The 13169-nt window shown below is 64.8% G+C and carries 11 protein-coding genes, 1 tRNA gene and 5 pseudogenes; 7 read left to right on the forward strand and 10 right to left on the reverse strand.

The window, feature by feature from the left end; translation table 11 throughout:
• The first annotated feature begins 65 nt into the window (after nucleotides 1-65).
• Nucleotides 66-1712: a phosphoglucomutase (alpha-D-glucose-1,6-bisphosphate-dependent) gene (gene pgm / locus MKAN_RS21730; protein ID WP_023372022.1), complete on the forward strand. Its 1647-nt coding sequence runs from the start codon at nucleotides 66-68 to the stop codon at nucleotides 1710-1712.
• Nucleotides 1713-1777: 65 nt separating this feature from the next.
• Nucleotides 1778-1850, forward strand: a tRNA-Ala gene (locus MKAN_RS21735).
• A gap of 353 nt (nucleotides 1851-2203) precedes the next feature.
• On the opposite strand, the gene MKAN_RS21740 is transcribed toward MKAN_RS21735, so the two are convergent.
• The 4 genes and pseudogenes from MKAN_RS21740 to MKAN_RS21755 all read right to left on the reverse strand — a co-directional run.
• Nucleotides 2204-2989 carry an enoyl-CoA hydratase/isomerase family protein gene (locus MKAN_RS21740; protein WP_023372023.1) on the reverse strand — a complete coding sequence of 262 codons (786 nt, stop codon included), beginning with the start codon at nucleotides 2987-2989 and terminating at the stop codon, nucleotides 2204-2206.
• Nucleotides 2990-3002: 13 nt separating this feature from the next.
• A complete protein-coding gene (locus MKAN_RS21745) occupies nucleotides 3003-4103 on the reverse strand; it encodes an NAD(P)-dependent alcohol dehydrogenase (protein WP_023372024.1) in 1101 nt (366 codons plus the stop codon).
• A gap of 87 nt (nucleotides 4104-4190) precedes the next feature.
• On the reverse strand, nucleotides 4191-4586 hold the full coding sequence (locus MKAN_RS21750; protein ID WP_036391834.1) for a nuclear transport factor 2 family protein: 396 nt from the start codon (nucleotides 4584-4586) through the stop codon (nucleotides 4191-4193).
• Nucleotides 4587-4615: 29 nt separating this feature from the next.
• Nucleotides 4616-4849, reverse strand: a pseudogene (locus MKAN_RS21755) (3-hydroxyacyl-CoA dehydrogenase); the annotation flags it as partial.
• Between the two features lie 397 nt (nucleotides 4850-5246).
• On the opposite strand from MKAN_RS21755, the gene MKAN_RS21760 reads away from it, so the two are divergent.
• The 3 genes and pseudogenes from MKAN_RS21760 to MKAN_RS31335 all read left to right on the forward strand — a co-directional run bounded on the left by MKAN_RS21760 (nucleotide 5247) and on the right by MKAN_RS31335 (nucleotide 6797).
• On the forward strand, nucleotides 5247-6140 hold the full coding sequence (locus MKAN_RS21760; RefSeq protein ID WP_023372027.1) for a MaoC/PaaZ C-terminal domain-containing protein: 894 nt from the start codon (nucleotides 5247-5249) through the stop codon (nucleotides 6138-6140).
• 86 nt (nucleotides 6141-6226) lie between these two features.
• Nucleotides 6227-6497: pseudogene (locus MKAN_RS21765) on the forward strand (transposase); the annotation flags it as partial.
• Nucleotides 6498-6533: 36 nt separating this feature from the next.
• Complete coding sequence (locus tag MKAN_RS31335) at nucleotides 6534-6797, forward strand: hypothetical protein (RefSeq protein ID WP_080674121.1); 264 nt, start codon at nucleotides 6534-6536, stop codon at nucleotides 6795-6797.
• Here the strand turns inward: MKAN_RS31335 and MKAN_RS21770 are convergent.
• On the reverse strand, nucleotides 6729-7157 hold the full coding sequence (locus MKAN_RS21770) for a TA system VapC family ribonuclease toxin (RefSeq protein WP_023372030.1): 429 nt from the start codon (nucleotides 7155-7157) through the stop codon (nucleotides 6729-6731). The two genes, MKAN_RS31335 and MKAN_RS21770, sit on opposite strands and share 69 nt — an antisense overlap.
• The gene (locus MKAN_RS21775; protein ID WP_023372031.1) at nucleotides 7147-7422 is read right to left on the reverse strand and encodes a hypothetical protein; all 276 of its coding nucleotides are present in this window, start codon (nucleotides 7420-7422) and stop codon (nucleotides 7147-7149) included. The genes MKAN_RS21770 and MKAN_RS21775 overlap by 11 nt, the downstream gene beginning before the upstream one ends.
• A gap of 58 nt (nucleotides 7423-7480) precedes the next feature.
• Between MKAN_RS21775 and MKAN_RS32195 the strand changes: the two are divergent.
• Nucleotides 7481-7810 (forward strand): annotated as a pseudogene (locus tag MKAN_RS32195) (ISAzo13-like element transposase-related protein); the annotation flags it as partial.
• Here the strand turns inward: MKAN_RS32195 and MKAN_RS32200 are convergent.
• Nucleotides 7727-8197, reverse strand: a pseudogene (locus MKAN_RS32200) (flavin reductase family protein); the annotation flags it as partial. The pseudogenes MKAN_RS32195 and MKAN_RS32200 overlap by 84 nt on opposite strands.
• Before the next feature lie 60 nt (nucleotides 8198-8257).
• Between MKAN_RS32200 and MKAN_RS33100 the strand changes: the two are divergent.
• Entirely contained in the window at nucleotides 8258-8629 is a 372-nt protein-coding gene (locus MKAN_RS33100) for an O-succinylbenzoic acid-CoA ligase family protein (protein ID WP_023372033.1), read from the forward strand.
• Between the two features lie 260 nt (nucleotides 8630-8889).
• Here MKAN_RS33100 and MKAN_RS21785 read toward each other — a convergent pair whose 3' ends face one another.
• The 3 genes and pseudogenes from MKAN_RS21785 to MKAN_RS21800 all read right to left on the reverse strand — a co-directional run bounded on the left by MKAN_RS21785 (nucleotide 8890) and on the right by MKAN_RS21800 (nucleotide 12924).
• Complete coding sequence (locus tag MKAN_RS21785) at nucleotides 8890-10239, reverse strand: HNH endonuclease signature motif containing protein (protein ID WP_023372034.1); 1350 nt, start codon at nucleotides 10237-10239, stop codon at nucleotides 8890-8892.
• Nucleotides 10240-10450: 211 nt separating this feature from the next.
• Nucleotides 10451-11348: pseudogene (locus MKAN_RS21790) on the reverse strand (IS5 family transposase).
• Between the two features lie 88 nt (nucleotides 11349-11436).
• Entirely contained in the window at nucleotides 11437-12924 is a 1488-nt protein-coding gene (locus tag MKAN_RS21800; protein ID WP_036391844.1) for an aldehyde dehydrogenase family protein, read from the reverse strand.
• Between the last annotated feature and the right edge of the window lie 245 nt (nucleotides 12925-13169).

The raw sequence follows: 13169 nt of genomic DNA on the forward strand, positions 1-13169 counted from the left end.
GGTGCGCTTCGCAGCGTAAAGCCTGGCGGTCCGCGAGCAATGGCGCTATGGGCAGAATTGGTGCCATGGTGGCCCACCCGCGAGCCGGACAGCCGGCCCAGCCTGAAGACCTCGTCGATCTGCCGCACCTGGTGACGGCGTATTACACACTCGAACCCGATCCCGACGACGTCGCGCAGCAGGTGGTCTTCGGCACCTCCGGGCACCGCGGCTCGGCGCTGGACGGTGCCTTCAACCAGAACCACATTCTGGCGATCAGCCAGGCCATCGTGGAATACCGCGCGCAGCAGGGCACCACCGGACCGTTGTTCATCGGCCGCGACACCCATGGACTTTCGGAGCCGGCCTGGGTGTCGGCGCTGGAAGTGCTGGCCGGCAATGACGTTGTGGCCGTCGTCGACAGCCGCGACCGCTACACGCCGACGCCGGCGATCAGCCATGCGATCGTGACCTACAACCGGGGCCGCACCGAGGCACTGGCTGACGGCATTGTCGTGACACCGTCGCACAACCCGCCGCCCGATGGCGGCTTCAAGTACAACCCGCCCCACGGCGGCCCGGCCGACACCGCAGTCACCAACGCAATAGCCAAGCGCGCCAACGAGATTCTGCGTGACGGCGGCTCCGCGGTGCAGCGGGTGCCGTTCGCGCGGGCGCTGCGCGCAGCCCAGCGCCACGACTATCTGGGCGCCTATGTGGACGATCTGCCCAACGTGGTCGATATCGCCGCGATCCGCGAGGCCGGAGTCCGGATCGGCGCCGACCCGCTGGGTGGGGCCAGTGTGGATTATTGGGCCGAGATCGCCGAGCGCCACCGGCTGGAGCTGACCGTGGTCAATCCGCTGGTCGATGCGACCTGGCGGTTCATGACGCTCGACCACGACGGCAAGATCCGGATGGACTGCAGCTCACCGGATGCGATGGCTGGGCTCATCGCAACGATGATCGGCACCCCGGACCGCTACCAGATCGCTACCGGCAACGACGCCGACGCCGACCGGCACGGCATCGTCACCCCCGACGAGGGCCTGCTCAATCCCAACCACTTCCTGGCCGTGGCGATCGAGTACCTCTACACCCACCGGCCGTCCTGGCCGGCGGGCATCGCCGTCGGCAAGACGGCGGTCAGCTCGTCGATCATCGACCGGGTGGTCGCCGGGCTGGGCCGTCGGCTCGTCGAGGTGCCGGTCGGGTTCAAGTGGTTCGTCGACGGCCTGATCAACGGCACCATCGGGTTCGGTGGCGAGGAATCCGCGGGGGCGTCGTTTCTGCGCCGCGACGGCTCGGTGTGGACCACCGACAAGGACGGCATCATCATGGCTTTGCTGGCCGCCGAGATCCTGGCCGTCACCGGTGCCACGCCGTCGCAGCGGTACCAGGCGCTGGCTGCCGAATACGGTGCGCCGACGTACGCGCGGGTCGACGCGCCCGCCGATCGGGAGCAGAAAGCGCGCCTGGCCAAGTTGTCGGCCGACCAGGTGAGCGCCACCGAGTTGGCGGGCGAGCCGATCACCGCCAAGCTGACTGACGCCCCGGGCAACGGTGCGCCGCTGGGTGGACTCAAGGTGACGACGGCCAACGCATGGTTTGCCGCCCGGCCGTCCGGCACCGAAGACGTCTACAAGATCTACGCGGAGTCCTTCCGCGGACCCGAGCATCTGGCCGAGGTGCAGAAGACCGCGCGGGAGGTCGTCAATCAGGTCATCGGGTAGGTGTCGTGGCCTGGGACTTTGAACGGTTCCCGGCGGTGGTGTAGCTTCGATGGGCACGACATCTCGGGGCTATGGCGCAGCTGGTAGCGCACCACACTGGCAGTGTGGGGGTCAGGGGTTCGAGTCCCCTTAGCTCCACAGAGAAACCGCAGGTCACGGCGTTTTGGCGATTTTCCCGTCAATTGCGGTCAACATCAGACGTATTTTGCCTGCATGGCGACGCTTCGAGTGCGCAGCCGCAAAGACGGCAGCGCCCACACGTCGGTGCTGTTCAGGGATCCCAGAGGTCGCGTGGTGCGAGCCGGTCCGCCCGTGTCGCGGTCTTTGACGCGGCGAACGCGGGCACGGTGGGCACGAGCAGTTCGGCGGCGCCGGCGTCGGAGTAGCGCTGAACCAGTCGGTGCCGCTGTGTTGGCCAGATCTTCGGTCCCGACTCGACAGCAGCTGCAGCCGGTTTCCTTGCGTGGAGATTTGGTCCAGTCGCTCTGCGCTTAGTGCGCGAACTGCGGTCGGCGCTTTTCGAGAAACGCGTTGATGCCCTCGTTTCCGTCGGGGGAATCGGCGCATTCGGCGATGAGTCGACCCTCCAACTCCATCTGTTCCTCGAGGCCGGTTTTGAACGACGTCAACACCAGCTTCTTCACCGCTGACGCGGATTGCCTCGCGCCAGAGGCGACCTTCTCCGCGAGCGCATCCGTGCGGGCAGCCAGCTCCGTACTCTCGGCGACTTCTGTCACCAAGCCCCAAGCCAACGCCTCAGTGGCGGACAGTGCTCGATTGGTCAACATCAGCTCCTGCGTCCTGCGGACGCCGATGAGCCGGGGCAGATAGAACGACGAGCTGCCGTCGGGGCTCAAACCGGCTGTGGTGTAAGCCATCGTGAACGACGCCGACTCTGCCGCAAGCACCAGGTCGCCCGTCACCGCCAGACTGAAACCGGCTCCAGCCGCAACCCCGTTGACGGCGGTGATCAGTACCGCGTCCATCCGGGCGAACGTGGAGATGGCGCGGTGCAGATCGTCGGCGATCGCCTTGACGTAGTCGCCGGGCGTGCTCGATGACGATGCCATCGCCCTGAGGTCTCCGCCGGCGCTGAAGAATCGTCCAGCACCGGTGAGGACGACAACCCTGGTGGCACCGCGATCGCAGCGCTTGGCCGCATCAGCAAGCTCGCGGAGCAGTGTGTCATTCATCGCGTTGGCGGCATCGGGGCGATTCAAGGTGATGCGGGCAATCGGCCCGGATGACTCAAGGACGATGGCCTCGTATTCGGTCATTGCGCAACTCTAATCACGGAGTCAGCACGGCTTTGAGGATCTCGCCGCGGTGCTGTGCCTGCACCGCCTCGTTGATCTGGGCCAGCGGCATCGTGGTGATCAGCTTGTCGAACGGGAACTTGCCCTGACGATGCAGATCGAGCAGGTAGGGGATGAATGTCTGCGGGTCGGCGTCGCCTTCGATGATGCCTCGGATAGTGAGGCCGAGCAGGGGTGGCTCAAATAGCCCAACCGAAAAGACGGCCTCCGGACTGGCGGGCACGCCCAGCAACCCCAGCTTGCCCCGCACGCCAAGGCAGGCAAGCAGCTGCTCGGTGACGGGCGGCACCGCCGTAGTGTCAATCGCGTAACCGGCGCCCGCCGGTGAGATCTCTCTAATCTGGTCGGCCAGAGGGCCAGCGTTCGGGTCGATAGCATGGGTGGCGCCGAGATCGATGGCCAGCTTCCGCCTGCTCTCGTGCAGATCGATTGCGATGATGGACGTGGCCTCGCGCACCACGGCCGCCAGCACCGCGGACAGGCCGACCGCCCCCGCGCCGGCCACTACCACCGTCGATCCGGGTTGGACGTCAAGCGAATTCATCACTGCGCCGGCCCCGGTCTGGATGCCGCATCCGAGCGGTCCCACGAGTTCGACCGGGGTACCCGATGGTAGCTTCACCACGTTTCGTTCGTGAGCCAGCGCGTGCGTCGCCAACGATGACTGGCCGAAGAAGTTGGCCCCCAATGTTGTTCCGGCAGAGGCTAACCCTGAGGATCCGTCGGGGCGCACTCCGCCGAAGTTGTATGCGAGAAAGTCGTGACAATAGGCGGGTTCACCTGTCGCGCAAGTGGGGCATGCGCCGCAGCTGTTAAAGCTGACTGCGACCTGATCACCGACGGCGAGCGACTTCACGTCGGCGCCGACCTGCACCACGGTTCCACTGCCCTCATGGCCCAGGATGCCGGGCAGCGGGAACGGCAATTGCCCGTGCTGCACAGCGATGTCGGTGTGACAGATGCCGGCTCCGGCGATCTCGATTAGCACCTCATCAGGCGCTGGGTCTTGAAGTTCGACCTCGGTGAGAGTGAACGGCGCGCCCACTTCTGGCACCACCGCGGCTGAGATTTGCATTCGTTGCCTCCTTACTAATCTGCGGCGTTCGATGCTCCACAGTTGGACTAGCTGTCCCGGATGGCCTGTCGAGCAGCGAAACGACCTTCATTGCCGTTCGTCCCGCGCTAACAGCTCGCCCATCTTGGGGACGACAACTTGGATCGCCTTTAGCGGGCGCACCAGCACCTTGAAAGAGGTGATCTTGTCCTCGTCGTTCCAGTGGATGATGTCGACGCCTTCGATATGCACGCCTTCGAGATTCGCGGTGAATTCCAGAACTGCGCAGCGATCGTCGAACCGCTGTGCGACATAGCGGAAGTCGGCGTCGCAGAACATGAGTTCTGCGGCGCGCAAGTACCCGGCTACCTTCGCCCGACCCTCTTGCGGGGCGAATACAGCTGGGGAGTAGAAGACAGCATCTGCGGCGAGCAAATTGTCGAGGACGTCCATCTTTCCGTGCTCCATGAACTCGAGCCATTGGGCGATGGCGGGCGCAGTCATCGGTTCTCCTTGGCTCTTCTCGGCGACGTTCATCGCGGCGCCATCCGGATCGCGCCGTCGAGGCGAATGACTTCGCCGTTGAGCATGGGGTTCTCGACGATGTGGACGGCCAGTGCGGCGTACTCGCCGGGGTTGCCAAGTCGGCTCGGATGCGGCACTGCAGCGCCCAGCGACTGTTGCGCCTGTTCGGGCAACGACGCCAGCATGGGCGTCTTGAACAGGCCGGGTGCAATGGTGACAACGCGGATGGCCATGCTCGCCAGGTAGTAGGGCAGCCCCGCATCGCCTGCGACGCCTATATCGCCGCGGGTGAAACCGATCACCTCACGCCTTGGCCGAGTTGCTACCGCAGCGTCGAAATGTTGTCTGGCAAAACACGTTTCGTTCTGTCGACGAGTGGCCACATCGCGGCCGTCATCCACCCTCCGGGGAACCCGAAATCGACTTACCGCATCGGCGACGAGTCGTGCCCGACACCGGAGGAATGGCTGCGGTCCGCGCAGCGACACAAGGGCACCTGGTGGCAGGACTGGGCGCCGTGGCTCGCTGAGCGGGCTGGGGAGAAGGCAAAAGCGCCAGTCCGACTCGGCAACAGTCGGTACACGCCGCTTGACCCTGCCCCCGGCACGTTCGTCTTCAAGCAATCCCGCGGTTGATGCCATGCCTATCGATGTCGATTCGGTCCTCGGCGCAGAACTCGCGGAGCGGCAGGGCTCGTGGAGCGCGACCGATGTCATCCTCTACCACCTGGGCCTGGGCGCCGGCGTTCCGCACACCGATCCGGCGGAGCTTGCCTATACATTTGAAGGCCAACTCAAAGTTCTGCCGTCATTCGGGGTGATTCCGGCCTCCCCGATGTTGTTCGACATGCTGAAGCTGCCTGGCATGGACGTCGACCTGAGCAAGCTCCTGCACGGCGAGCAGGAGATGGAACTGTACGGACCTCTGCCCGTCAACGGCGTCGTTGGAACGTCGGCAAGGATCCGCAACATCGTGGACAAGGGCAAGGCGGCGCTGGTGGTGCTCGAGACGGTCACCCGCGACGCCCGCAGCGACCTGCCTCTGGTGGTCAACCAGTTCAGCGCGTTCATTCGAGGCGAGGGCGGGTTCGGCGACTGCGACGGCGACGGCGACGGCGCCCGTTCCGCATCACCGCTTCCGGCTCCACCGGCACGGCAGCCGGACTTGGAGATCGACTGCCGCACCCTGCCCCAACAGGCGCTGCTGTATCGCCTCTCCGGTGACATGAACCCGATCCATGCCGACCCCGAGTTTGCCCGCAAAGGCGGTTTCGATCAGCCCATCCTGCACGGCCTGTGCAGCTACGGGATGGTCTTGAAGGCGGTGGTCGACTCGGCACTAGACGGAGATGTCGGCCGTGTCGGACGCTACCGCCCGATTCGCCGGAGTGGTATTCCCCGGCGAAACGATCACCGTCCGGATGTGGCAGGAGCCCGAGGCGGTGTTCGTCGAAGCGCTCTGCAAGGACCGCGGCACGCCGGTGTTGTCGAACGCCATCATCGAGGTCCGCTAGCGCGAGCTACTTTGACCTGAAAAGTCGGCGCGTTGATCCGGGGCGGATTGGGTTTAGCTGGGAAGGTGGCCTCAATGTCCTTGTTGCGGAAGGGATTGAGGCCATCGTGTTTCGTACTGTAGGCGATCATGCTCGTTGTGGGAGTCGATCCTGCCTGAAGAGTTGCAGCGGCTGCCCGAGAGCTGGCTCGGGTGGATGCGCTGTTGGACGATCCGGCGTTTTTCGCGCCGTTCGTGGCGTTCTTCGATCCACGGATAGGGCGGCCGTCCACGCCGATGGAGATCTACCTGCGGTTGATGTTCTTGAAGTTTCGCTACCGGCTGGGTTATGAGTCGCTGTGTCGGGAGGTCTCGGATTCGATCACTCAGCCCAGCTTCGGGCCTTTCAGGTCGAAGTAGCTAGTGTTGCAGTCCATGCCCAATCGCACTGCCGCCCTGGACGCCGCCGCGCAGCACGCAAAAGCATTCCTCGAAACCCTCGACGGGCGGCCGGTGAGCGCCCGGGTTGACGCGGCCGACGTGCGCGAGGCGCTGGGCGGGCCGGTGCCAGAACACGGCGAGGACCCGACCGCGACCATCGACGCGCAAACCCGCTTATCTGGCGGGCAGCTATGCACTCAGCGGGTTCATCCAGCGAAGTCCGGGAAACCGCATGAAATCTGTGTCGGCAGAAGCTAATTCGACCCCGTGTTCGACCGCGAGCGCGGCTAGTTGGGCATCTGGCACGAGATTACCCGTGATCTCGACTTGTTCGGACAGTCTCGCGTAGACCCGCGCTGTGGTCTCGGTCGCGGGTGGGATCCACACCACTGGGACGGCGAGCCACTCCGCTACGTATCTCCAAGCGGCGGGGCCGGACAACGGATTCTCAGCGACTCTTGGATGGGTAGCGATTCGCAAGAACGCACCGATTGTCTGCCAGGGCAAGCCGACTCGGCTATCGCCGGCAAGCACTTCTTCTAGCCAGGACGCGGCGGCGACGTTATGGGCGCTGCTCTCGTCGACGGCATACAGCAGCAAATTCGCGTCAACGATCATCGTCGAGCAGATCGAGCACGTCGGCGACGTTCGTGACGTCTACTTTCAGGCCGATACGCGAGGTCCGATGCTTGTACACAACCGACTTGGGTGGGGCCCCCCGGGTCATCCCTCTGCGCGCCAGCAGATTCAGGGCCTCGCTCAGGCCCATCCCCTCGCGGCGAAGGCGCTCGATCTCGCCGGCGACATCGCTGTCAATCACCACTGTTGTCCGCACGAATCCGATAATAGCGGCAATCGCATCATGATGCATCACTGTCGGCATGGCCGTGCCTCGCGGACACATCGGTGCCCGGGAGTCGCCGAGGCCCCAGCTGATGACCTGCCACCTGCCGCCCGGAGCCTCAAACTGGAACAAGATCGAGCATCGGCTGTTCTCGCACATCTCGATGAACCGGCGTGGGCGGCCGCTTCAAAGCCACGAGGTCATCGTCAACACCATTGCGGTGACCACTATCCGGTCCGGGTTGACCGTGAACGCCCAGCTGGACACCCGCACCTACTCCAAGGGCATCAAGATCGTCATCGTCGAGCACCGAATCGCGGTGATCGGGGCTGCCTTCCAGCACCGCCACCTCGCACGTACCGCAGATGCCTTCCATACACGACGCCAGCATGCTGACCCCCTTCGCCTTGATCGACTCGAGGATTGATTCGCCTGGCCCGACGTCGATGGTGATGCCGGAGCGCTGGCATAGGACCTGGAAGTTGTCGAGGGCTGCTTCGGACGGCGTGTGCGCATCTGGCTTGGCCGCGAATCGTTCGATGTGCAGCGCGTCTTTCGGCCAGGACTGGCAGAACTGTTCGACGGCGCTGAGCAAGCCTTCGGGCCCGCAGCAGTACACCAGGGTGTCGTCACGCGGGCTGCCGAGGACGCTGGCAAGGTCGGGCATACCCTGCTCGTTCAGGGGCCAGATCGTCACCCGCTCACCGTATTTCGAGAGTTCGTCCACGAAGGCCATCGATGATCGCTGTCGCCCGCCATACATCAGGTGCCAGTCGGCGCCGTCCGCTTCAGCCGCCTCGATCATCGGCAGCATCGGTGTGATGCCGGTGCCTCCGGCGATGAACTGGTATCGATTCGCCCTCTGGAAAGGGAAATGGTTGCGGGGACCGCGGACTTGGATCCTGGCGCCCTTGTGCAGTTCGTGATGAACGTGCTTGGATCCGCCGCGGCCGTTCGGATCGAGCAGGACGCCCACCTTCCATCGCTGCCGGTCGAGCGGGCTCGAACACAACGAGTAGCCGAACGGGCAACGCCTGAAGCGCTCAACGAACACCTCAAGGCTCAGTTCGCCAAGTGGCAGCTCCCCGACGAATACGCCTATATCGTCGAGGTTCCCAAAACCAGCGTCGGCAAGTTCGACAAGAAGGAGCTGCGCAAACTGCTGTCCGACGGGCAGCTACCCGGTCGGCAGCCGGTACGATCCGAGCGCGAGCGGGCGGCCGCCAAGGGCTCCGACAAGACTTGATCGGAAAGCCATGCGGCGCAACGTGATTGCGCACGACCCACGCCGCTGATGGCTTGCCGTCGCGCGTCGTTAAGTGGTCGCGCCCGTAAGTTCGTCGGGGGTCAGGCTGATCCCGACGAGTACGGCGCGCTACCGCCGGTCGAGCAGAGCATGGGGTGGACGCGTGCGGGGATCGCACCAATGCCCGCCGGGTTGGCTCGAAGTTGGTGTGCGCGCGGGCGGATTCGCCGCGGGAGGTGCCCGAAGGCTGTCCGACCCCGTCAATCGGGTTCGTCGTCGTCGGGTGCGAAGAGTTTCTCGGGATGATGAAAGGTGTTGACCCGCGGTTGGCCGTGATCGAGGTGGGCCGGCGGGATCCATTCGGTGTCGCCTTTTGCGTTCTTGCGGGTCGTCCAGCCTTCTTCGGCGAGACGGTTATCGACGCCGCAGGCCAGGGTCAGATCGTGGATGTCGGTGCAGTGGGTGTTCCTCCAGCCCGAAACGTGATGCGCCTGGCTGTGATAGGCCGGGGCGTCGCAACCCGGCTTCGTGCAGCCACCGTTCTTAGCCAGCAACATCAGTCGCTGCGCCAGCGAGGCGAACCGTTTGGTGTGAAACAGCGCCAAGGGCTTGGCCTGGTCGAACACCGCGAGATAGTGATGCGACGTGGCGGCCCAGCGGATCAGCTGCGACATGGGTACTCGGGTGCCCCCGCCGGTGCGGGCCCGCCCGGCGGCGGCTTCCAGATCCTTCAGCGTGGTGGTGACCACGATGGACACCGGCAGCCCGTTGTGGCTGCCCAGGTCCCCGGAGGCCAACAGCGCGCGGAGGCCGGCGACCAGCGCGTCATGCTGGCGTTGGCATTGGCTGCGGGTATCGCGGCGCTCGGGATCGGGCTCCAAGACTGGGTTGTCGTCGTCGGGATGGCATGCCCCGGGGGCGGCGAGTTTGGCCCAGGCCGCTTCGATCAACGCCCGCAGTTCGGGGGTGATCAGGCCGCTGAGGCGCGACATACCGTCGTATTCCTGTCGACCGAGGATGAGGCCGCGTTTGCGGGCGCATTCCTCATCGGAGTAGTCGCCATCGGGGTGCAGCAACGCCATCAACTCATGGGCGTACTTGGCCACCTGGTCGGGGCGGAAGTCGCCGGCTTTGCCGGCCAGATCTTTCTCGGCGGCCACGCGGGTGCCGGGGTCCACCGCGGCGGGCAGATGGGCAACAAAGTCACGGATCACCCGGATGTGCGCGTCGCCGATCAGGCCGTCGCGTTGGGCGGCGGCGGTCGCGGTGAGCTTGGGCGGCAGTGGTTCCCCGGTTAGCGCGCGGCGGTCTCCGAGGTCCTCGGCCTCGGCGATCCAGCGGTGGGCTTCGGTTTTGGTGATGCGCAGCCGCTCGGCCAACGCCGCGGGGAGTTTGCCGCCAAGGTCGTCCTCGCTGGCCTGGGCGCGCAGTTGGTTGATCAGCGCGTGACGCACTGATCGGGAGCGGCGTTCCCGGCGTTCCAGGCGCTCCACCACCCGCAGCAGCTCCGGGGTCGTCAGCGCATCAAACGTCAACTCGCACAACTGGTCCTGGGCGTCGTCAGACGCGTCGAGGACCGCCACGATCTCCTCACGCGTGCTCGCTGACATACCCCGAATTCTACGGAGGGGCACCGACACGTTCTGATCGGCGCGGAGGCCCAAATCTGTTGATATCGGCGGCGATAACGCACCAGCGTGGCCAACGCACTGACCGTATAGTCCGCGGCCCAAAGACCGCCATGAGTAAGCGTTGGACGGGGCTCAGCCACGCCAGCGATAAGCTGGCACGCCAGCCGCGACGAACATACGGGCGCGACAACTAAGGCGTGTCCCATAACCGTTTGAGCCAGAGCACGATGGCGTTGAGGACTGCGCCGCCTCGGTAGTTCAGGTTGTGTTTGTCGTAGCGGGTGGCGATGCCTCGCCATTGTTTGGTTCGTTGGAAGCTGCGCTCAACGACGTTGCGGCCCTTGTAATCATGAGCGTCGAACGCCGGCGGTCGGCCTCCTGCGCTGCCGCGGCGCCGACGGTGAGCGATCTGATCGTCAGGCTGGGGGATCGCCGCGGTGACGCCCCTGCTGCGCAGCAGTGCGCGGATGGCCCGCGACGAATACGCCTTGTCGCCGCGAACCTTGGTCGGGCGCGTACGGGGGCGTCCCGGACCGCTGGTGTTGACCTTTGGATGGCCCATCAGGATCGGGAACATGGGTGCATCACCAGCCTGACCCGGTGCGCTCAGCACCACCAGCGGCATTCCGGCTCCGTCGACAAGGTGGTGGATCTTCGTGCTGAGTCCGCCGCGTGAGCGGCCAATGCCGTGGTCAGCGGGCTCGGCAGCCCAATTCTTGTAATTCGAGGGTGCCCCCTGTGTGGCGCGGGAGGTTCGTGGCGTGCTGATGCGCCCGGTTGACCGTCGAATCGACACTGACCGCCCAATCGATGCGATCGGCATCGGCGGCCGCGGTGAGCACCACCGCCAAGATCGCATCCCAGGTACCGTCCTTGCCGTATTGGTCATGACGGCGCCACGCGGTCTTCCACGCCCCGAACTCGGCCGGCAAATCCCGCCACGGACAACCCGTGCGATAACGCCAGATGATCGCTTCGACTACCGTGCGATGATCACGAAACGGCCTGCCGCCCTTGGCCGAAGCCACCGGCATCGAAGGCTCGATCTGGGACCACATCTCATCAGACAACACCTGCAACCGCGACATGCCTCTAAACATGCCAGCCCAACCACGAAATGGTTGCGCGACAACTAAGCCTGCCGCGCCGAATTACGACGAGAACCGGCAGCGTCCGCTATGCGGGTGATTCTGACAGCAGTGCGCCGAAGATGTGGCGCTCGACTTTCTGCGTGAGATCGATGTGCACATGCTTGGTCTCGGTGTAGTCGTCGAGCGCGTGCGGCCCGAGTTCGCGGCCCAAACCGCTTTGCTTATAACCGCCAAACGGCAGCGCGGGATCGATCTGGTGCCAGTTGTTGATCCACACTGTGCCGGCGCGTAGCTGCGATGCGACTTCGAGCGCTCGTTCATGGTCGGTACTCCACACCCCGGCGCTCAAGCCGTACTGAGAATCGTTGGCCTGCCGGATCGCGTCGGCGTCATCGGTGTAGCGCAGGACGCACAGGACCGGCCCGAAGATCTCCTCCCGCGCGACCTCCATGTCATTGCTGACTTCGGCGACGATTGTCGGCTCGATCCAGTAGCCCTTCGTGACCCGCTCTCCCAGCGGCGCGCCACCACCGAGGACGACCTTGGCGCCGCTTTGCCTTGCGCTGTCCAGGAATGCCAGCACCCGGTCTCGCTGTCTGGCCGAAATGACTGGTCCTACATCGGTATTGAAGTCGGTCGTGTCCCCGAGTTTGAGCGCCGATGCGCGGTCGACGAGGCGGTCCACGACGAGGTCATACATTGTGTCGGACACCAGCAAGCGGGTGCCCGATTCGCAGATCTGGCCGGAGTACAGCATGCAGCCGAACAATGCCCCGTCGATGGCGACGTCGAGGTCGGCGTCGTCGAGCAGCTGCGCGCCCTTGCCGCCAAGCTCGAGGGAGACCTTTTTCACGGTTCCCGACGCCAGGCGCATGATCTCGCGGCCGACTGCGGTCGACCCGGTGAACGCCACCTTGTCGACATCAGGATGTTCGGCCAACCTGGCCCCAACTTCTGCGCCGGGACCGGTGACAAGATTGATGACACCGTCGGGCACCCCGCATTCGTGGGCGATCTCGCACAGACGCAGCAGAGTCAACGGAGTCTTTTCATCGGGTTTGATGACCACCGAGTTGCCGGCCGCTAGCGCTGGGCCGATCTTCCAAATGCCGAGCAACAGAGGGAAATTCCAGGGCACGATCGCGACGCACACGCCGAGCGGCTCATGGCGGATCACGTTCGTCGACAGCGTCGGAAAGGCGGGCGTCGATACCTGCCGCTCCCACTGGTAAGAGGCAGCAAGCTCGGCGAAGTACGAGAAGTGCGGCGGCGCGTAGCCGACATGGAAACCCATCGCCTGCCGCACCGTGGCGCCGTTGGCGTGGATCTCCAGCTCGACGAGGTCCTCGATCTCACTGCCTAGGCGCTCGGCGATCTGGGTCAGCACCCGCGATCGCTCGGCTGGAGCCAATCGCGACCATGAGCCTGACTCGAATGCCGCGCGCGCCGCAGCCACGGCGGCGTCGGCGTGCGCGGCCGTGCCCCGGGCTATCGTGGCATACACTTCCTCGGTCGCCGGGTCGCGGATCTGGTCCATCTCGTCCGAGTCGACATGCTTTCCGTTGATGAACATTTGATAGTGCTTGATGTCCGTTGCCACGTTGACGCCTCCGATTTCAAGTCGGGATCAAGTCAACAGGGGCGGCACCGCGAAGCACCATCGCCCGAACGGAGGGTTCGGGTAACTCACCTGCCGGAAACAAGCTTGCGTCCCGCTGTGTCGGTCCGGGCAATGATCCGTAAAGGAGACAAAAGCACCCCCTTCGGGGAGCAGCGATCGAAGTGATGACCGCGATATCTTTCGGCCATGCCGCCTTT

The organism is Mycobacterium kansasii ATCC 12478 (assembly GCF_000157895.3).
Taxonomy (GTDB): domain Bacteria; phylum Actinomycetota; class Actinomycetes; order Mycobacteriales; family Mycobacteriaceae; genus Mycobacterium; species Mycobacterium kansasii.